The following is a 19,927-nucleotide window of genomic DNA, read 5'->3' as shown; positions in this document are numbered from 1 at the left end:
TCAACCGTAAGGCATTGGCGTTTCTTCACCTCGCCTCCATCCGCCTGATGCTCAGAAGGCTTTGTAATCAAGCATGAAGTTCGCGGACCGACTCTGAGAGTTTGCCTGTGAATCGGCTCGACACCGCGCCGGGAAAGTAACGACGCGATGACGCTCCCTCAAGCTTCTCTGTTGCGCGTCGCGTCAGCCGATTGGCTTCCTATCAACGGGTCGAAGCCGAACTTGCGCGTCATTCGACCGGAGGAATCTCTGCCTCCCTTGCCAAAGCAGCGCGGACGGACGCCCGCGCGTCGATCCGCTGCATGTAGAGCGCAATCGCCGGCCAACGGTCGAGATCGATCGAAAACCCCTTCATCCAGCCGAGCACGGTGAAGAGATAGGCGTCGGCGACCGTGAAGCCGTCGCCCACCAGATAATCCCGAGGTGCGAGGTTCACCTCGATGAAGTCGAGGCGCCGGAACAGCCGGTCCCGGAAGATCACCAGCGCCTCCTCCGGCAAGGCTCGATTGAACAGCGGGCTCGATCCGGCATGGACCTCGCTGGTGATGAAGTTGAGCCATTCCTGGAGCCGAACCCGCGCCAGTGTACCGGCGGCTGGAGCCAATCCCGCCTCCGGTTTCAGGTCGGCCAAATACTGAACGATGGCCGGTCCTTCGGTCAAAACCTCGCCGGTATCGAGTTCGAGTGCCGCGACATAGCCTTTCGGATTGATGGCGAGAAAGTCCTCTCCCGTGGATGTGCGTTTCGTCCGGTTGTTCACGCGGACGAGTTGGTAGGGCAGTCCGAGTTCCTGAAGCACGATGTGCGGCGAGAGCGAACAGGTGTCGGGGGCGAAATAGAGCTTCATCGTCGGGGCCTCGCGGAGGGGATAGATCGCCGCCCACATTGGCAGGCCTTGTAATATAATAAAAATTACTGGCACATTTTCTTGGTATAAGTTCACCTACTATGAACCTGACCCAACTCCAGAGCCTGATCGCCGTCGCCGAGGCCGGCAGCTTCACCGCAGCCGCGGACAAGCTCGGCGTCACCCAATCGGGGATGAGCCAAGCCTTAGCCGCGCTCGAAGAGAGCCTGGGAGTGAAACTGCTCGTCCGCCAGCCACGGGGCGTCGCGTTGACCGCCTTCGGAGAGCGCGCGCTCGACCATGCGCGAACAGCCTTTTCGCATCTGGAGGCAATCGAAAGGGAGGCAATGGCTCTGATCGGCGAGGAGACCGGCGCCGTCCGTCTGGCGGGGTTCCCGAGCGTCTTCGCCACCGTCCTTCCGCCCTTGCTTCGGCGTTTTCGCACGCTCCATCCGGGCATCGACCTCGTGCCGCTCGAAACCGACGACCTGGAAGTGGAGGCATGGCTCGCGGCGGGATCGATCGACCTCGGCGTCGTTCTCAACCCGTCTCCTGCCAGAAATGCCGTTCCGCTCGGACGGGATGCCTGGGTTCCGATCCTACCGGCGGCGCATCCCCTGTCACGACGTACTTCGGTCTCGTTGGCCGAACTGGCAGCCGCGCCCTTCGTTCTCGCCACCGGCGGGTGCCATACGAACGCCCGCTCGCTTGCCGACGCGGCTGGATTGACGCTCCAGAACGTTGAGATCGAGGTGCGCGACTGGTCGAGCGCGATTGCCCTGGTGCGGGAGGGCGCGGGTGTCAGCCTCATGCCGGAATCCACGTTGCCGGAACAGCACCGCGGCTTCCGGGTTTCGAAGCTCGCTTCGCCGTTGCATCGCGAGTTCGGACTCGTCGCTTCGCAAGTGCGACCGCTCTCCCGGGCCGGAAACCTGTTCGTCGAGGTGGCACGTCGCTCGACCACGCCGACCTCGGCATAGCGCAAGACACTCGGACGGGCTGGCCGTCTGGCTCCAACCTCATGACGCGCCATCGACATCTTTCCTCCTCCCGAAGGTGAAGAAGCTGAGTGCGGCCAGCACCCAGACGCCGATGGCGCCGTAGAGCATCACGTCTCCAAAGCCGCCGGCCAGTGCGGCAGGACCGATCACCTTCGACGCTCCCAGGGCGGCTTGATCTAGAGCGGAGACATTTCCGGCCGCGATCTGTTCGGCGACGTGCCGGAGTTGCGTGGCGTCGAACGATCCTGAAGCCGCACTCAGGCGCGTCTGGACGCCCCCGAGCAAGACGAAGCCCATCAGCGCGATGTTGATGGCGAGCGAGATCATCCGGGCGCTCATGTCGATGCCGGACGCCATGCCGGCTCTGTCGCTCGACACGGATCCGGTCGTGGTGTTGGTGACCGGCGTATTGGTCGCCCCGAGGCCAATCCCGGCCAGCAACGCGCCGACCAATGTCGTCGCCAAGGCCAGCGAACCACCGCCTGCTCCGATCTTCATGATGAAAAAGCCGAGACCGATCACGAACAGTCCCGCCGGGATGACGACGCCAGAGCCAAGGCGCAGCGAAAGGCGTTCGGCGAATGGCGGCACAACGAGCGTCGGCAGGGTGTAGGTGAGCAGCGCCAAGCCGGCGGTCAGCCCATCGAGTCCGAGCCCCGCCTGAAACCAGATCGGCAGATAGATCATGAACGGCCAGAAGCTAAAATTCATGCCTATCGAGCCGAACAGCGCTCCGGAAAAGGGTCGGATTCGAAACACCGAGAAATCGAACATCGGGTGCGGCGTGATCTGCTCGACAATGACGAAAGCGATGAGGCTGAGGGTGGCCGTGGCGACGATCGCCAGCGCGATCGGGCTGGTGAGGCCGAGTTCGCTGCCCTGGGTGATGACGTAAGCGACGCAAAAGACGGCCAGTGACAAGGTCGCGACGCCAGCGAGATCCAGCCGCCGAGCCTTCGGGTCTTTCGATTCCCGGACAGCGCTCCAAGCCAGAACGACCGTCGGCGCTGCGATGAAGCCGTGGATCAGAAACACCCAGGCCCAGCCCATGAGGGCGGCGATCCCGGCGCCGATCACCGGGCCGAAGCCGAGGCCAAACCCAGTAACGATGCCCCACCAGCCGAAAGCCCGGGCGCGATCGGCCGCCGTGCTGAACTGATGCGAGAGCACTGCGATCCCACAAATCAGCATGGCGCCGCCGCTCGCGCCTTGGAGCGCGCGCCCGACGATGAGGATTGTCATGTCGGGGGCAAGGCCGCACAGGAGGGACGTGCCGCCGAACGCAACAATGGCGACGATGAGGAGACGCTTGCGCCCGAAGCGATCCGCCAGTGTGCCCGCAGCCATGAGAACCGTCGCCACGGCGATGGTGTAGGCATTCATCGTCCACTGGAGCTGCTGGAAGTCGGCGTGCAGAACTTTCTCCAGCGTCGGCAGGATCGCCGGAACGCTTGATATTTCGAAGCCGAACATCAAAGCCGACAAGCAGATGGCGGCCAAGGCAAGGTTGCCTTGCCGCGAGGAAGTAAAAGACATGATTAGGCCTTTCAAGCGCGAGATCGCTCGGCGTCCCGCGCGCGGCCGTTCACCCACAGCGGCTAAGGCCGGGGCGCCACGGCAGTCCTGCGAGCGACTGTTGTTGATGAACCTGATCGTAGGCGAAACTTGACGATATAAGCATGGTATGGCTGAGTATTTTAGAGACAACAAATCTGGATGATTGAAATGGCATCCCTCGATGTCGAGTCGGTACAGGCTTTCGTGGCCGTCGCTGACCTGCAAAGTTTCACGCGAGCAGCCGAGGCCCTCGGCTCCACGCAAGGCGCGATCAGCGTCAAGCTGCGTCGCCTGGAAGAGCGGATTGGCCAAAGGCTGATCGAGCGCACGCCGCGCCACGTCCGGCTCTCCGCGCATGGCGCCCTCTTTCTCGACCGGGCTCGCGACTTTCTTGCCGCGCACGAAGCCGCGCTGTCGGCGCTCGCGTCCACGACCCCGCGCCGCTTCGGGCTCGGCATCGCCGCACATGTGGCCGGACCGGAGCTTCCGACCCTTCTGGCGCAACTCAACGCGCATGATCCGGGCCTGCGCATCGAAGTCCGCCTGGAGAATTCGCGCACGCTGCTCGACGCCTTCGATCGCGGAGAACTGGACGCCTGTATCATTCGTCGCGAAGACGACCGGCGTGATGGCGAGGTCCTCGGCCCCGAACATTTCGGATGGTTCGCCGCGCCGAATTTCGAGTATCGGCAGGGCGAACCTCTGCGATTGGCGGCTTTGTCGCCTTCCTGTGGCGTGCGCGATATTGCGACCCGCGCCCTCGACGAGGCTGGCATCGCCTGGACGGAAGTGTTCCTCGGTGGCGGCTCGTCGGCAGTGGCGGCGGCCGTCTCCGCCGGATTCGCAATGGCCATCTTTTCCTGTCGCCTTGCTCCGCCCGGCGCCATCGAAATCGGCGAACGCCTCAGGCTGCCGCGCCTGCCTTCGTCGGAGATCGTGCTGCACTCGACGCTCACCGACCCCAAATCGCGTGCCGCGCTTCGCACATTGGCTGCGGCCTTTCGGGAGCACCGCGCGATGGCCGGATAGCGGGCGCGGGACAAACGCCCGCAGCCGGCGACGTTTGTCGGACAGTGTCGGCGGCCCCCTCATGACGTTGCTGAGGCCTGTTCTGGCGCGAGCTGATCGACGACGGTGAAGGTCAGGCCCGTCCAATACTCGCCCCGCGTCGGCGGTCGCGATGGATCGTTCCGCCTCCTCGATCACGGCGTAGCCGTCGGACAGCAGGGAACTTTAGACGTGCGGTTGCGGTGCAAGTTTTGCGGATGGCCACGCGAAGGGCTGGCGTTTCATGAAGGTCAGGCAGTCAGCACTGCGCTCCAGATTTCGGGTGCAGTTTGCCTGCTCGCACCCCAGAACCAGCCCACGCACATCACTTCTCGTCCACGCGAATCCTAAGCTGAGCCTGCGCTCGATAATCGGATGTGGTCATGCGCTTTTGAACCGAAAAAAGTGCGACGCTCCTTGACGACTGGCCCGAGGGCAGCATGTTCGGCTCTAACCGCCCGAATTGAATGCGCGATCATCGGCAGCTCCCTTGGCTGGAGCTGAGCCATGACACGCGTCTCACCCGCGGATTCCGAAATCGAGCAAAAAGCTGCGGCAGCGCGCTTCTCTACCATATGGCGAAGGAGGGTACGATGTCGGCTGACGAAGAAGATTGCTCCCGCATTCATGCTTCTTCCGGCTCGAACGCCCCTCATGTGAGGCGGATCGGTGATGTGGCCCACATAGACCGTCGCAATCTATTGCGCGCGGCGACCACTGGCATTGTCGGAACCATTCTCGGCGCACGCTCCGCCGATGCGGCTGGACTTCTTTCTAAACTCCTGGGAGGCGCCGATCCTCTCGTTCCTTCCGCCGCGGCAGCAGAAGCCAATGCTTCACGCCTCGCCACCCTGGGGGATTATGTGTGGCTCACGCCGACAAAGCTCGGCGGCGGCGCTCAAGCTCAGGATCTCGCCAGCGGCAAGACGATGGCGTGGATCGAATATTGGAATTATGGCGACAGCTGTCCAATCGCGCATCATCTCGCGGCCTTTCCTTCGGCGGACCCACGAAAGGGTTTCGAATTCATCAATTCGACGCAGGGCGGCCAAAACGTGCTGATCTACGGCATTCCCACGCAGATTCGCGAACATGGCATGCTCGATCCGTTGTGGGGGCAGGGCAATCAGATCTACCGTGTCGGCTTCGACGGCCGGCAGATGAATTTGCTCGAGAACATCGCCGAAACCACGGGCGTCGGCCTCGGCGTGCATACGGTGATTTTCCCGGACGCCACAGGCTTCTCCGTATCTGACGGCCAGAAGGACGTCGTCGCTTTCTTCAAGCGCGCCACCGGAAACGGCAAGACCGAGGTGATCGATGCATTTCGATTCGACTGGATCGGCAACGAACCCAACGGTCTTCTGGAGGATAATTGGTTCAAGGGCGGCAAGATTCGTATTTTCCGCCTCGTCAAGGCGCCGGAGACAGGTCTCTATGATTGCCGGGGCACGAAAGGCAACAAGCTCGATTGGGAAATGGTGCCGATGGGCGAATATCTCGCCTACACCGGCCAGCTTCCCGGGGACGGTGTGAAGTCTCTGACCGGCGCCGACAATTGCGTCCACCACCCGATCCATCCGCTGTCACTGGTCACGTTACGCATGTTCGCCGTCGGCGTCGTTTTCGACCGCACGACAATGGAGCCTCTCGCCTGCATTTCCTCGCCAGAGGGAACGACGAAGGACGCGATCGCGGTGACGAAGATCGCCGACGGCATTTGGGAGATCACGCTCGATCATGTTGTCACATCCGGCCATGAGTGCGGCTTCGGTCCGCAAGGCAAATGGTTCACCCTGACCAACAACACGCGGCAGAACAGCATGGGCGTGTTCGATTGCGAAGATCGCGACCCACGTAAATGGAAGCGTATCGGAGACTTCAAGGATCCGCATTGGATTGGTTCGACGCCGAGCCCGTTCCATATCACCTATTCGATGGACGGATCGAAGATGTTCGTATCCGAGCTGCACCAGAAGCCGGCGAAAAGCGCCATCGTCGTCGTCGACACCAATAGCTGGACCACGATCAAGCGCTTCGAAAATGTCGGCGTCGACACGCAAACGATGCATGTCACCTATGACGGCAAATATGTGCTGGCGATCTTCAGCGGCTTCCAGCGGCTCGAAGGCGGCACGTTCATCTTTACGCAAGATACATTGGAGCCGGTCGGCTATATTCCGAATTTCGGCGGACACCATGATTGCGTGATCGTTCCACGCAACAATCGAGAGCTGATCCACAGCCGCTGCACCACGGTCTGACTAGCGACGTTCGCGAGTGTGCAATGTCCTTTCTATCCAGCGTGCATCTGCTGCTTCGGCTTGCCGCGCAAAATGTCGGACGGCGGCTGCTCCGAAGCCTTTTTCTTGGTCTCGCGATCATGATCGCGGTCGGGGTCGGCTTCGCTGGGGCGGTGCTCGGCTGGTCACTGCACAATGGCGTTCTAACGAGCTTCTCCCGCATGGGCGCCGATCTGGTCATTGTGCCGCACGGTGCGCTGATCAATCTCACCAGCACACTCCTCACCGTTCAGCCAACAGAGCTGGAGCTCGACGAATCGCTCGGAGAAGCCCTCCGCCGCGCTCCCGGGGTCGTCGTTGCAGCGCCGCAGCGTCTGGTGCGCGCCGGCGTGGAGGGCAGGTCGATCAGCCTCATCGCTTATGATCCGCGCCGCGATTTCACGATCGAGCCATGGCTTCCACAGGGCCTCCGGAGCTCGCTCGGCGCCGAAGAATTGCTGGTCGGCGAACGTGTTCCACAAAAGCCCGGCGAAACGATTTCGATCTGTGGCCGAACGCTTACCGTCGTCGGCAGATTGCGCCACACAGGCGTCGGGCCTGTCGACGAGTCCTATTTTTTGACTTTTGCCGGATTGGATGGGCTGATCGCAGCTGCGCCCCGAGCCGCGGTCGCGCGAGCTCCCGACGCCGAAGAGCTTCATCATCGCGAGCCCCTTCACGCTCATCACTCGGCGTCTCCAGCCACATGCCTTCCCGATCTCGCGCCGGACAAAATGTCCGCCTATCTGCTACAGCTCTCTGCGGGAGCGTCGCTGGAGCAGGCGCGCTTTGCGATCGGACAAATTCCCGGGATCAAGGTCGTTTCCGGCAATCCGATTTTCACGACTGCTCGGCAGTCGCTCGGCAGCCTGCTTTGGGGCGTCGGCGCCTTCGCCGCGCTACTGATCTTGGCGCTGCTCTTTGTCGTCACACTGCTCTTCTCGGCGATCGTGCAAGAGCGCTACCGCGAAATCGGAATGTTGCGCGCCATGGGCGCGCGTCCGGGCCAAATCATCGCCATCACGCTACTCGAATCCGTTCTCATCACGGGAGCAGGCGGCGTCGCGGGCGTCGCCTTCGGGGCCTTGCTGATTTTCTTCGCCGCGCGATCGATGGGCTTTTATTTCGAGTCGCTCGGCGTTCCTCTCGATGGACCTCCGGACGAATTCATCGTCGTAGCCGGCGTTGTCTGCCTTGTCTTCGGGCTCGCGCTGGGCGTCGTCGGCGCGCTTTTCCCAGGACGACGGGCGATACGCCTCGAGCCCGCGCAGATGATCCAAATGGACGGCGCCTAATGATTCTCCGCGCCACTCATCTGAACAAATCCTACCAGGATGGCGACCGATGCATAGACGCCGTATCGGACGTTGATCTAATGGTTCGGGCGGGTGAGCTCATTTCGATCGTTGGTCGGTCGGGATCTGGAAAGTCGACCTTGCTCGCTATGATCGGCGCGCTTACGAAGCCGACGAGCGGCGACATAGCCATCGCCGGGGAGCGCGTTTGGGAGCTTTCTGAGAAGAGGCTCGCAGACATTCGCCGCAAAGAGATCGGCTTCATCTTCCAATTCTCGAGCATGCTCTCTAATCTTCGCGCAGTCGATAATGTCGCGCTTCCGGCTTTGCTCGGCGGCGAAAGCGCGCCGGAAGAGATTTACGCGCGGGCGCATGATTTGCTGACGCGTGTCGGCTTGGCGCGACGCGCCTCCGCTTTTCCCTGTCAAATGTCCGGCGGCGAGCAGCGGCGCGTCGCCATAGCGCGCGCGCTCGTCAACGCGCCGCGACTGCTTCTCGCGGATGAGCCGACGAGTGATCTCGACGAAGAGACGGAAGAGGAGATCATCGCGCTGCTCGAGGCGCTCAGGGCCGAAGAAGGCTTCGGCATGGTAATGGTCACGCACAATCGGGATCTCGCGGCGCTGGCGGACCGCACCCTGGAAATGCGGCAGGGCGTTCTTGCGCCCATCGATGCACGGGGCGCGGAGGCTCCACGTCCTATTCGCCCGATCATTCTGCCTGCGCCAGCGAAACACGAGCCGCCGGCGACCGCGGTCTTCGAAGGCGCGCGGGCCTTGCAACGTCTCGGCGCAAATCTCTGGAGGATGGTTGGACGCGGAGGCCTCGTCGCCGCCCTATTCTTCGGAGTCGCTCTCCTCTCGAATGCAGGCATTGCGCGATATCAGCAATTCGAGATCGAGGCGCACCGCACGCGTCTCGCGGCGCTCGAAGAATTGGCGACGTCGACCTTGAGAAGCGATATCGCCTCGATCGCCAGCCTCGGCGGCGATCGCTATGAAGTGACGGTCTATCTGGAGAACATAAAGCGGGAGCCGCCGATCTATGTCATGTCGCCGAGCGTGCGCGCGTTCATTCAGGTGGGAACGGGATGGCAGGAGACGACGCTCTCGCCGGTCGCCGATGCGACGGCAGCGGTTTTGAAGGTAACGGGCCGGCAGCTCTATCGTTTCATGCTGGAAACGCGCGTCGAGACGTTCACCGAGCTATTGCCGCATTACATGCATGTCCGCTTCACCAACGACATGCTCGTCAGCCCGGAAAGCACGCCGAAGGACGAGCTGTTTCAACGAAGCGATAATTATTTCGTCTATCTCAAGCCGAAGGATGTCGCGGATGAGACAATTCTCCGCGACGTTCGCTTTCCAGGCGCTCCGCCCTTGTGGATCTGGATGCCGCCGCATTGAGCGCGGTAACGCCCTGGCCCGTCAGCGGCGGCCGGAAGTGTCCTTTCCATGTGACATGGATCTCGTCGCGGAGCTTCAGCAGCAGGTCGAGCTGCTCAATGAAAAGGGCGTCATAGTCCTGCCATGGCGAGGCCGAAGAGAGAATAGGCTTCGCCGAAGGGTTGCGGTGCAATTTTTTGCCGCTCGCCGTGCGATGGGGGCCGACATTCGTTGGGATTAGGCCGCGAGCGCCGCACGCCATATTTCGGGCGCGGTTGTCCCAACCACTCCAAATTTTGCTCAGCGCAAATTGACCCTTCCTGATGCGATGCACGAGTTGGACGCCAGCGATGACGATCGCGGCCCACGATCCGCCGACCCGGCGCGCGAAGCGGTTCCACCGCTTATCGAATTCGGGAACGTAACGCTGAACCCAGCGCATGATGGTCGTGTGAGCCAAAGACAAGCCGCGTTCGGCCATTATTTCCATGAGATCGCGAAAGCTGAGCTTGTATCGCAGATATCAGCGCACGCACAGAACGATGATCTCGCGGTCGAAATGGCGGCCTTTGAAAAGTTCGTCCGCACTCAGCATCAACCATTACCCCAGCGTCCGGTTCCGCTCTCACGGATTATGTCCCGCTCACGCCGTTTGCACCAGAACCCAGCGCAGCCGTTCTATGCCCTCGCAGCGTGAGCCGCGTCACTCTCACACGCCTGCGTCACCTCCGCAGATAAAATTTGCGACACAACCGTCAATCGCTGCGCAGCTTCGACTCGACGAGCGAAGCGATGTCGCGAAGGTGCGGATCGGCGCGTCGTCGCGGACGCGCGACGTCGATTGCGACGGAGGCGCGAACCTCGCCCGGCTTGCCGCCGAGCGCTATCACGCGCTCGGCGAGATAGACGGCTTCGTCGATGTCGTGCGTCACGAAGAGGATCGTCTTGCCGGTCTCACGCCAGAGCATGAGCAGATCATCCTGCAAGCGTTGCCGCGTCGGCGTGTCGAGCGCGGAGAAAGGCTCGTCCATCAGCAGCACGTCCGGCCGCACCGCGAGCGCGCGCGCCAGGGCGACGCGCTGCCTCTGTCCGCCGGAGAGCTGATGCGGAAAGCGCTCGCCAAAACCCTCGAGACCGACGCCGCGCAATGCTTCCACCGCGCGGACGCGGCGTTCCTCTTTGGAGAGCTTCGTCTTCTCGAGGCCGAGCGCCACATTGGCCTCGACGCGCCGCCAGGGAAGCAAACGCGCATCCTGGAACACCAGCGCCATCGCGCAATCGGATCGCGAGTCGAAACGCAGCACGCCGGCCGAAGGCGCCGCGAGGCCGATGAGAACGCGCAGCAAGGTCGATTTGCCAACGCCAGAGGCGCCGAGAATCGCGATGAATTCCCCACGCGCGATGGAAAGATCGAGCCGTTCCAGCACAGCGACATGAGCGCCGTCGTGCTCATAGCCGAGCGCCAGCTCCTCGATCTCGATGAGCGGCGGCGACGGCGGCGGCGTTACGCCTTCCATGTGAGAAGCCTCGATTGCGCGAAGATGAAGGCCATGTCGATCAGGCCATAGAGCGCCGCCATGGTCAGCATGTAGACGACGACGATATCGGTGGCGAGCAGGCTGGAGGCCTGATTCATGCGCTGCCCGAGGCCGGCGACCCCGAACAATTCGGCCGCGACCACGGCCATCCAGGCCTGGCCGAGCGAGGTGCGCACGCCGACGAGAATGCCGGGCAGGCTCGCCGGAAACTGCACCTTCACCAGCTTTTCCCAGCTGGTTCTGAAGCCGAATGCGGCCGCCACCTCGATGAGATCGCGATCGACATTGCGAATGGCGCCATGAGCCGAGAAATAGACGATCCAGAACACGCCGACGGCGATGATGAACATCGCCGCCTTCTCCTCGACGCCGAACCAGAGAATGGCGAAAGGAATCCAGGCGAGTCCGGGGATGGGACGAAGAATGCGCGTAATCCATGCCGTCGCCCATTCGAGCGGCGGATGCGCGCCGGCCGCCACGCCCGCCGCGACGCCGAGCGTCACGCCGACGAGCAGCCCAGCGAGATAATGCGAGAGGCTCGCGCCGACGCAGGCGAGCCAGACGCCATTCTGCAGCTCGCGCCAGAAGGCGCCGGGCAATTGGCTGGGCACGGGCAGAAGCGCGCGCGCTCCCGGCGTGAACAGCGGAACCAGCTCCCAGGCGCCGAGGAATAGCGCGAGGCCCAGCACGGAGGCGAGGCGCCGTCTCACTTCGCCTCTCCTGCGTTCGGCGCGTCGCCGAAGGCGATGAATAGCGCCGACGACCACACTTTCGCGTCGTCGCGCTGACGGCCGAACAGATAGATCGGGCGGAATCCGAACGGGCCGTTGCGCGGGTCGAGCGTGAAGCGTCCCGCGATGTCGCGTGGAAGCGGCGCGTCGGCGAGACGCTCGAAAGCAAGGAACAGCTCGGCCCCGCCGAGTTCCCATCGCAGTTCGCCCTTCTCGAGCAACTCCCGGCCCGTCGCCTCGAAGCGAAACTCCGGCGCATGAACGAAAGGCGCCGGAAAGCGGGGATCGCCGACCTTCACGAAGCCGCCGATCGTTCCCTCGACGAGAAAGCGCGCGGCGGAAAGCTCATCGAGTTCGAGCTCCAGCGCGTCGGAGTCGCCATAGGTCTCCGAGCGAAAAGCGATGTCTGTCGCCCCGGAGCGCCAGGCGCTCTCCTCGTCATGCTCGAAGCCGACGCTCGCGAAGCCGCGCACGACGGCGCCCTGCACGCGCAGACGGCCGTTCCAGCTCGCCCAGCGATAGCGATCCTTTATTCGCGCGCCGCCCCAGCGCAGCCGCACACGCTTGCGCGAGAAGCCCAGCTCGGCATGGAGATTTCGGCGCCAGAGCAGCCCCTCATGGTCGAAGGCGGCGATCTCGTCGAAGCCGGCGTCGCCGAGGAAGCGATAGTCGATCTCGGCCGGCCCTTGATGCTCGAAGGCGTCGCCTTGGAGGCGATCGCCGCACCGGACGATGAGCGCGAGATGTTCGCCGGTCGTCGCGAAACTATGACGCGCGCGCAAGGCGCGGCCGATCGTGACGCGGTCGAGGCTTTCGGCGAAAACGCCGGTCAGCCCGCCGCGCACGCCGAACACTTGTACGCCGGGCGCGCCGCCGCCCGGCCGGCCGCGATGCTCGTCGCTGTTCGCGCAGACTCCGAGCCGATAGCCGCGGGCGATCACGTCCTGATAGAGCCAGGGGAAATGCCCCCAGGCCGAAGCGATCTCGACGAGCCGCTCGAGCTCGGGGTGGTGCCAATCGGCGATATAGCGCCGCCCGCCGACATGCGGCACGACGAGATGGGTCTCCGGCGAATGGCCATAAGCGTCCCACAGCTCGTTCACCGGCCAGCGGCCGAGCTCGACCTTCGGAGACTTCATGTCCTCATTCCAGGACAGGGTGCGATTGTGCCGCCCTTGCGCGTCATACGGAAAATCTGGCTCGTCCTCGCCGAGGAAGATCACCTTGTGATCGCCTCCCGCCGTCGAGCTTCCACACCATTCCTGCACCGGATAGGTCACGAAGCGCCCGGGCGCGTCGAGCGCGTTCACGGCGGCGACGCCGTCATGCCAATTGGCGTCGGTGATCTGAAAATCATTGGCCGTGTAGCCGAACACGTCGACGCCGCCGACCTCGCGCGCGAAGGCGGCGTTATAGGAGGGGCTGTTGGTGCCGACCGTGTCATGTGCATGAACATGCAGATCGGCGTAGAAGCTGCGCGGCGCCGGCGCGTCCGCGAAGACCGAGAGATAGGCCCGAGCCGTGGGAATCGCGTGCGCCTCCGGCTCGGCGGCCAGCGTCACATCTCCGCGATCGGTCGGAACATCCTCTATTGCGACGCTCGCCCAGCCCTTTTCTGGAAAGACGAGCGCGCGGGAGGCGATCGTGTCGGCGCCCGCGAGAATCGAAAGACGAATGCGGCCGGGAAAATCGCTGACGATATTCCCCCAGCGATCGAGCGCCGAGAGCCGGAATGCCGCGCGAGCGCCCGGACGCGCGAAACGCGGGCCGACCAACGACAACCGCGCCGGCGCGCCGGCGACGATGCGCAGCGAGACGTCGCCCGGCACGGCGACATAACGCGACGTGCCGAGCGGGTCGACATAGGCGCGAAAGCGAAAATCATCATCGACGAAGGTCTGGACCCGCGTGCCGGGTCCGCCGGCCCGGCGATCGCCCAGTCGGATGACGATATGGTCGCCCATGTTGAGATAGCCGTCGATCACATCGACGATCACGGCCTTCTGATAAGGCCGCTCATGTCCTTTTTGATCGAAGCGGACCGAAAGATGCTGCACGCTCGCCGGCGATTGTCCGGGCGCCAGCGGGCCGGCCTGATATTCGACGCTGAGATAATCGGCGCCTTTCGGATCGACGGTCTGAAACAGCGCCCAGTCCGAATAAAATTTGAACGTGACCTTGAAGGTCGCGCCATCGGCGACGCCGCTCGCGCCCACTTCATAGTCCAGAAGGATTTCCCGCCAGGATCCGGCCTCCGCCGCTTCATCGAAACTGCAAGCGAGCCGGCCGGCGAACGGTGCTCGCTTCATCTTCTCATTGAGCCCTTCCGGCGCGACCGGCGCCGAGGGTCGCGATCCCGATGGCTGGGTCCGCGCCCGATCCTTCTCATCAGACAATCCGGCGCTCCTTCTGTTCTATATCAACCATAGACTAAATCATCATACTGACGCAAACTCACGCCGTCACAATTCGAGACGGAGGAAAATCAGTGTCGAAGAAGCTCGTCGCGATGGCCATCGCCATCGCCTTCCATGCCAGTTGCACCGCGGCCGAAACGGTGACCGCGCGCGTCGGGGTCATCCCCGTCATCGGCGCGGCCCCCCTGTTCGTGGCGGAGAAGGAAGGCTGGCTCCGCGAGAGCGGACTCGATCTGCAGACCAAGGTCTTCGAGAGCGGCCCCAATATCGTTCAGGCGGCGGCGAGCGGCGGCATCGACATTTATATCGGAGGCGTCGCGCCTGCCGCCGCGGGACGAGCGAAAGGAATCGACCTGCGCGTCGTGGCGGCCCTCGCCGTCGATGAGAATGTGCTCGTCGGCGGCCCCAAGCTCAAAACGTTCTTCAAAAAAGGCGTCGCGCCGGCGGCGGCTTTCAAGGCATTCCGCGCCGCCAATGGCCGCCCGGCCAGAATCGCCACCCAGCCGCCCGGCTCGGTGCCGGCGGCCAATCTCCAATATTGGCTCCGCGAGGCGACGCATACCGATCCCTCGGACGTCGAGATCATCTCCATCGGCATAGACGCGACGCAACAAGCGCTGCTCGCGAACGCCGTGGAGGCCGCGACGGTCCGCGAGCCGACGCTGACGATCGTGCAGAAGGCCAATCCAGAGATCGCGCTGATCGCCGGAGGCTCGGCGCTGTTTCCGGGTCAACCGGGCACGGTGGCGGCGGTCTCGAAGGATTTTCTCGAGAAGCACCCGCAGCAGACGCAAGCGCTGGTCGACGGGCTCGTCCGCGCTGTGGAGGAACTGCAGAAAAATCCCGATCGCGCCGCGCCCCATGTCGAAGCGGCGCTGTCCAAGGGCATCGTCGACGGCGCGACCATTCGAAAATCGCTATCCTCGCCAGCCGTTCATTTCGTGGTCGATCCGAAATCGATCATAGAATCGACCAAAGCGCTTCTCGCCTATCAGGTGAAGCTGGGCGTGGCGGACAAGGCGCCGAGCGTCGACGGCCTCTTCGATTCGAGCTTCTTCGACGAGACGAGCGAGAAATCCTCGAAGAAGTGAGCCGAAGTCCCATCGCGAACGATCGGACTCTGTTTCCGCGCCAGCGCATCGATTCGGCGCACATCACGCTCGATATCGATGACACCTTCGACGCCGTCCGCGGCGGCCAGCCGTTGCGCCTCTTCAAAACGTGGCCGGATCGAAGCCCATTCCGGCGACCGCGTTACTTCTGGCCTTGGGGAGCAAATTTTGGGGATGGCCGCACGAAGGGAACTGGCAATTCCTGAGGATCAGGTAGCGAGCTCCCTCCGAAGGATTATGTCCCGCTCATGCCGTTTGTACCAGAACCATTTCGGCGTGATTCGACGCTCGATCTTCGGGAGCGATAACGCCTCGTCGCAACAGTTGCGTAGCCTCCTCGGCAGGCACAGGACGACTGAAGTAGAAACCTTGAACGCTCTGACATCCCGCCTGAACCAGGAAATCCAGTTGCCCGACGGTTTCGACGCCCTCGGCGAGCATTTCACATCCGAACTCTTGCACGAGGCCGATCGTGGCGCGAACGATGGTCGCGCTGCCCGGATCGTGCGGCAGTCCGCGCACAAATTGCTGTGCGATCTTGATTCGGTTCACGCGATAGGTGAGCAGATATTCGAGCGAAGAGTACCCGGTGCCGAAATCGTCGATCGCGATGCGAACGCCCAAGGCGCGAATTCGATCGATTGCCGTCGTCTCTCCGCGGGAGGATTGCATGAGAACCGATTCTGTCAGCTCGATCTCGATCGAGCTCGGATCGAGATCACACATGTCGAGCTCACGTGCGAGATCGGACTCAAATCGCGACGCAGTGAAGAGCTGGGCGGCCGAGACATTGACGCCGACGATCGGCGGACAGATTCCGAGATCGCGCCAGAGTCGGGCCTGGCGACAAACATTCGCGAGCGCCCATGCGCCGATCGGCGTGATGAGGCCCGTCCGTTCGGCGAGCGGTATGAAAGCTCCCGGTCCCAGCAGCCCGCGACTGGGATGATTCCATCTGAGCAGCGCCTCAACGCCGATGATCCGTCCGGACGGCCACTCGACCTCCGGCTGATAATGGAGTTCGAACTCCTCCCTTTCGAGCGCCGAGTTGAGCTCCTCGAACAGGGTCACGCGCTCACGCACAGCGCGGTCGTGCGCCTCCGAATAGAAGCGGCGCTGATTATATCCCGCAGACTTTGCTTCATAGAGCGCGAGATCGGCGCGCCTCAGCAATTCTTCTGGCGCGACGATAGTCGCTCCGAATATCGAAACACCGATGCTCACTGAGACGTGGACTTGCTTTCCCATTATCGTGAACGGCGCCGCCACAGAACGGATTATTTTTTCCGCGACCTCATCGACCGCCTCTCGCCGCGCGGCGTCCTTCATGAAAATCCCGAATTCGTCTCCGCCGATGCGCGCGATCGAGGCTGTATTACGTATAGCCTGGCCGATTCGCTCCGCGGCGGCCCGTAGCAACTCGTCTCCGAACGAATGACCGAGCGTCTCGTTCACTTCCTTGAAGCGATCCAGATCGAGATACAGAACAGCGAATGACGCGCCGTCTTTTTCGCCTCCACGAAACGCTTCCGTCACCCATTCCTTGAAGGTCTCGCGATTGGGCAGGCCCGATAGGAGATCGGTGCGCATCGCGCGCGCCATTTCCTGCTCGGCCTTTTCACGAACCTCGATCTGCTTTTCGAGGTCGGCGGCGAGCGCGGCCTGCGCCAGCTCGCGTCGCGCCAACGATACTATCCAACGATTGGCGCGCACGCCCAATAGCAGAAGCGCCATGACAAAAGCCGCGGACATGAGGCCCATCGTGCCGGACGTCGGCTCCGGCCGGGCGAAAAAAGCCAAAATGGCCGGCATGGCCGTCGGCGCCCCAAAGCCGAGCATAGCCGGCAGAAACGCTGCGTCGATCGTCACGGAGCCCGCGATCATGCCGCCCAGCACGAAGGCGATGAAGACGTGAAAAGATGGATCGTCGGTGAGCAGGAGGATTGATGCGGACAGCCCCCATAGGCAACCCGTCGCCGTAGCCCCGGCAGTGAAGCGCAGCGCCCAGCGGCGCGCGGCGTCGTCCGGCTGCGGCTCGCTCTTGTAGAGCCATGAATTGTAGAGCCGCAAGGAGACGATGACGGTCAGCGAACCCACCCAGAGAAGCAAAACCCATCTCGGATACAAACTCTGCGCTACCCAGGCGGTGAGGACGGCATTGAGCAGATTGACGGGCAATACCGCCGTGCTTCCATAAAGGACCCGAACCTGTTCGCTCAGGACCGCCGGATCGAGCGCTCTGGGATCGGCGACCTGCGCCCGCTCTTCGTACGTCATTCGTCCTCCGCCAATTCGACCGCCCCCTTCCAAAACCGTCATTTGTCCGGCGAATCCTCGTGGCGGAATCGAAAGGCGCTCGTCGAGCACACGTTACTTATCTTTCATGGAAACAACAACTCCGTCACACGACGACGGCGCTAGAGTATATCTATAGTTGTAGGCGATAAACTACTATCGCCGCTCGGAGGCTCTTCGCTGCGCGGCGATGACAAGAATTGGGTCATCCTCACTTTCCGTGCTCGGCGATTGACGAAAGCGGCGACATCCGCGCGCGCAGGAGTTCGGCGCCTGCGCGGCCATACATCGAGCGCTTGAGAGTTTTCAGCCGATTGATTTGTCCCTCTGTTTGTCCGTTGCTCCAGGTTTCTGTCACTCCATTCTTGACGGTTTCGATGTCGCGTCGCAACGTGCGGACGAAACGCTGGATTGCGAATAGGCCGCAGCGCTGCGCGTCGTTCAGCCAAGTTTCGAGCCCCTTGACGTTCTTGCTGCGAAGAATGCCGCGAAAGCGCATGGCAAGTCCGCGCATAATCACGAAGTCCGGTGAAGCGTCTTTCAGAGCTGCCGCCTTCGTTGTCTGAGCCGGCGTCAGCTGACCACGCGGCTTCATGCGGAGCGCCGCCGCGACAATCGGGGAGATCAGCCACCCGGTCGCGGGATCAACAGCACGAGGCGTCGCTGGCGTTTCGGCAAGGACGTCCCCTGTTGTCGTTGGCTCCGTTTTCGCGAGCTTTGGCGCGAGCACAGAAGATGACGACCGTGCGCCACGTTTCGTGAGTCCCAATCGTGCGAGAACGCGCTGCATATTGGTCGCGAGGACCCACTTTTTCGGAAGTCGGCGCATGTCCTGGCTGCAACATGCGGTCGACGCGCCGGCATAGCCGATATATCCGGAGCCTTCTGGATTTGCCGGTCCAAGGATCTTTGGTCACCGTAAAGCTCCATACGAGCCGTTGGCGCTGCCTGAACGACGAGTGTGACCGCCAAACATTCTCAGAGCAGCTATCCGATATTGCGAGGCCTTACGCGCGTCAGACCGAGAGGGTCGTCGAGCTCATCCGGCTGTTCGGACACGGCGTCCGCGGCCGGCCGGCCGAACGGTTGATGAAGCGCCTCGGCCTTCCAACGAGTGACGACACGATCCTGAGACCGGCCGCCCCAGCAAGTCGGCAGCACGGAAAGTGAGGATGACCCCGTTAAAGGCAATTCAGTTGCTCCTAACGCAGGATTCGCGGAGTTAAAGGCAACGCGACAGCCGCTCTGTGGCGCGCGGGCGAATTCGTTCCGCTCGAGGATCTCATCCTTCATGACGCCGGGACGGACGCGCATACTCCGACATACCGGCTCGTGCGGGCTCATGCCGTTCTGCTCGTGCGCCGCATCGCCGATCGCGAACCGGGTTGGCCGCTGACGATCGAGGGACTTGCTAGTCTGCGTGGCGTGTCGCGACCACACGGTATTCTCCTCGAGGCGACCGCGGCCGGGTCGCGCGCCCAGACGCGGCGGAGCATGAGCTCGAGACCGTGGAGCGATCCTCGACAGGGGAATTCGACGAGATCGACGAACTATTGGCGCGAACGTCGCGTTCGCGAGTTGACTGGACGAAGGCGATACAGGGCTTGGGCTGTTATATGAAAGTGTGAAGGGATGGCCATCATCAGGAGTCATGTGTGATGGTTGGCATGTATGAATCGCCGATGGGATTCGACGTTGATTGGCGTTCTAAACCGTTGAATTTTTGCGCTCCGCGGGGGCAAAACCGGGTGTTTGTTCAAGCCAGATCCCGCACGGTGGGCGAAGAGCCGACTTCCGATTTTATGATCGCGCGACGAACCGAGCGAACGGAGTATCTCGAAACGTTGGAGAGAGAGGCGTCGAGGCCGGTTACGAGACTACTTCCTGATGATGATGGCGAGGCTCGACCGGAGCATCGAAATCGCGTCGTGGGCCGATTGGAACAACCCCACTCGGATTCAGCCAGGGATGGCTGCCGTAGTAATGACCCTTGATGTGACCGAAATCGACGGTCGGGCGGATTGCCGGGTGCTGGTAGAGCGCCCTCGTGTAGCGCCAGAGAGCGGGATAATCGACGAGCGCCCGCAAATTGCACTTGAAGTGACCGTAATAGACCACATCGAATCGCACCAGTGTCGTAAACAGCCGGATATCGGCTCCGGTCAATTGTTCGCCGACCAGGAAGCTGCGGGTCTCGAGGCGCTGCTCGAGCCAGTCCAGCGTCTCGAAGACATCCGCGACGGCGGCCTCATAGGCTTCCTGCGTCGCGGCGAAGCCGGCGCGGTAGACGCCGTTGTTGAGGCCGGCGTAAACGCGCTCGTTGACGGCGTCGATCTCGCTGCGCAGCTCGGCGGGATAATAGTCGCCTTCCGCCGCGCCTATGCGATCGAAGGCGCTGTTGAACATCCGCAGAATCTCTG

At 62.5% G+C, this 19,927-nt stretch carries 14 protein-coding genes and 3 pseudogenes; 8 read left to right on the top strand and 9 right to left on the bottom strand.

Annotation, left to right across the window (positions count from 1 at the left end):
• Positions 1–229: 229 nt before the first annotated feature.
• Positions 230–847, bottom strand: a complete 618-nt coding sequence (gene gstA / locus EDE12_RS21240) for a glutathione transferase GstA (protein ID WP_024882156.1) — start codon at positions 845–847, stop codon at positions 230–232.
• Positions 848–948: 101 nt separating this feature from the next.
• On the opposite strand from gstA, the gene EDE12_RS21235 reads away from it, so the two are divergent.
• On the top strand, positions 949–1,827 hold the full coding sequence (locus tag EDE12_RS21235) for a LysR family transcriptional regulator (protein WP_036290593.1): 879 nt from the start codon (positions 949–951) through the stop codon (positions 1,825–1,827).
• A 39-nt stretch (positions 1,828–1,866) separates the two neighbouring features.
• Here EDE12_RS21235 and EDE12_RS21230 read toward each other — a convergent pair whose 3' ends face one another.
• Positions 1,867–3,384: an MFS transporter gene (locus EDE12_RS21230; RefSeq protein WP_026598305.1), complete on the bottom strand. Its 1,518-nt coding sequence runs from the start codon at positions 3,382–3,384 to the stop codon at positions 1,867–1,869.
• Positions 3,385–3,573: 189 nt separating this feature from the next.
• On the opposite strand from EDE12_RS21230, the gene EDE12_RS21225 reads away from it, so the two are divergent.
• The 5 genes and pseudogenes from EDE12_RS21225 to EDE12_RS21210 all read left to right on the top strand — a co-directional run bounded on the left by EDE12_RS21225 (position 3,574) and on the right by EDE12_RS21210 (position 9,435).
• Positions 3,574–4,434: a LysR substrate-binding domain-containing protein gene (locus EDE12_RS21225; protein WP_024882153.1), complete on the top strand. Its 861-nt coding sequence runs from the start codon at positions 3,574–3,576 to the stop codon at positions 4,432–4,434.
• 692 nt (positions 4,435–5,126) lie between these two features.
• On the top strand, positions 5,127–6,716 hold the full coding sequence (locus EDE12_RS21220) for a hypothetical protein (RefSeq protein ID WP_245267491.1): 1,590 nt from the start codon (positions 5,127–5,129) through the stop codon (positions 6,714–6,716).
• 23 nt (positions 6,717–6,739) lie between these two features.
• Positions 6,740–7,273, top strand: a pseudogene (locus EDE12_RS22565) (ABC transporter permease); the annotation flags it as partial.
• Positions 7,274–7,468: 195 nt separating this feature from the next.
• Positions 7,469–8,029, top strand: coding sequence for an FtsX-like permease family protein (locus tag EDE12_RS22560; RefSeq protein ID WP_348630689.1), 561 nt, complete (start codon positions 7,469–7,471; stop codon positions 8,027–8,029).
• Positions 8,029–9,435, top strand: coding sequence for an ABC transporter ATP-binding protein (locus EDE12_RS21210; protein ID WP_026598308.1), 1,407 nt, complete (start codon positions 8,029–8,031; stop codon positions 9,433–9,435). Before EDE12_RS22560 ends, EDE12_RS21210 begins: the two co-directional genes overlap by 1 nt.
• A 379-nt stretch (positions 9,436–9,814) precedes the next feature.
• Here the strand turns inward: EDE12_RS21210 and EDE12_RS22415 are convergent.
• The 4 genes and pseudogenes from EDE12_RS22415 to EDE12_RS21190 form a co-directional block, all read right to left on the bottom strand.
• Positions 9,815–10,009 (bottom strand): annotated as a pseudogene (locus tag EDE12_RS22415) (IS6 family transposase); the annotation flags it as partial.
• Between the two features lie 160 nt (positions 10,010–10,169).
• On the bottom strand, positions 10,170–10,931 hold the full coding sequence (locus EDE12_RS21200; protein WP_026598309.1) for an ABC transporter ATP-binding protein: 762 nt from the start codon (positions 10,929–10,931) through the stop codon (positions 10,170–10,172).
• On the bottom strand, positions 10,919–11,662 hold the full coding sequence (locus EDE12_RS21195) for an ABC transporter permease subunit (RefSeq protein WP_024882148.1): 744 nt from the start codon (positions 11,660–11,662) through the stop codon (positions 10,919–10,921). Before EDE12_RS21195 ends, EDE12_RS21200 begins: the two co-directional genes overlap by 13 nt.
• Positions 11,659–13,992, bottom strand: coding sequence for a hypothetical protein (locus EDE12_RS21190; RefSeq protein WP_245275734.1), 2,334 nt, complete (start codon positions 13,990–13,992; stop codon positions 11,659–11,661). Before EDE12_RS21190 ends, EDE12_RS21195 begins: the two co-directional genes overlap by 4 nt.
• Before the next feature lie 179 nt (positions 13,993–14,171).
• Here EDE12_RS21190 and EDE12_RS21185 point away from each other — a divergent pair, with 179 nt between their 5' ends.
• Positions 14,172–15,191, top strand: a complete 1,020-nt coding sequence (locus EDE12_RS21185; RefSeq protein WP_026598311.1) for an ABC transporter substrate-binding protein — start codon at positions 14,172–14,174, stop codon at positions 15,189–15,191.
• Between the two features lie 267 nt (positions 15,192–15,458).
• On the opposite strand, the gene EDE12_RS21180 is transcribed toward EDE12_RS21185, so the two are convergent.
• The gene (locus EDE12_RS21180) at positions 15,459–17,531 is read right to left on the bottom strand and encodes an EAL domain-containing protein (protein ID WP_245275735.1); all 2,073 of its coding nucleotides are present in this window, start codon (positions 17,529–17,531) and stop codon (positions 15,459–15,461) included.
• Positions 17,532–17,718: 187 nt separating this feature from the next.
• A pseudogene (locus EDE12_RS21175) lies at positions 17,719–18,153 on the bottom strand (transposase); the annotation flags it as partial.
• 125 nt (positions 18,154–18,278) lie between these two features.
• On the opposite strand from EDE12_RS21175, the gene EDE12_RS21170 reads away from it, so the two are divergent.
• Positions 18,279–18,677: a transposase family protein gene (locus tag EDE12_RS21170; protein WP_280949445.1), complete on the top strand. Its 399-nt coding sequence runs from the start codon at positions 18,279–18,281 to the stop codon at positions 18,675–18,677.
• Positions 18,678–19,376: 699 nt separating this feature from the next.
• On the opposite strand, the gene EDE12_RS21160 is transcribed toward EDE12_RS21170, so the two are convergent.
• Positions 19,377–19,927: glutathione S-transferase C-terminal domain-containing protein (locus EDE12_RS21160; RefSeq protein ID WP_208326073.1), on the bottom strand; the 551-nt coding region annotated here is incomplete at its 5' end.

Origin of the sequence: Methylosinus sp. sav-2, assembly GCF_004366495.1 — a bacterium.
In the GTDB taxonomy this organism is placed as follows: domain Bacteria; phylum Pseudomonadota; class Alphaproteobacteria; order Rhizobiales; family Beijerinckiaceae; genus Methylosinus.
The sequence above is the reverse complement of the archived record's forward strand: the minus strand, read 5'-3'. Positions and strand labels throughout refer to the sequence as shown.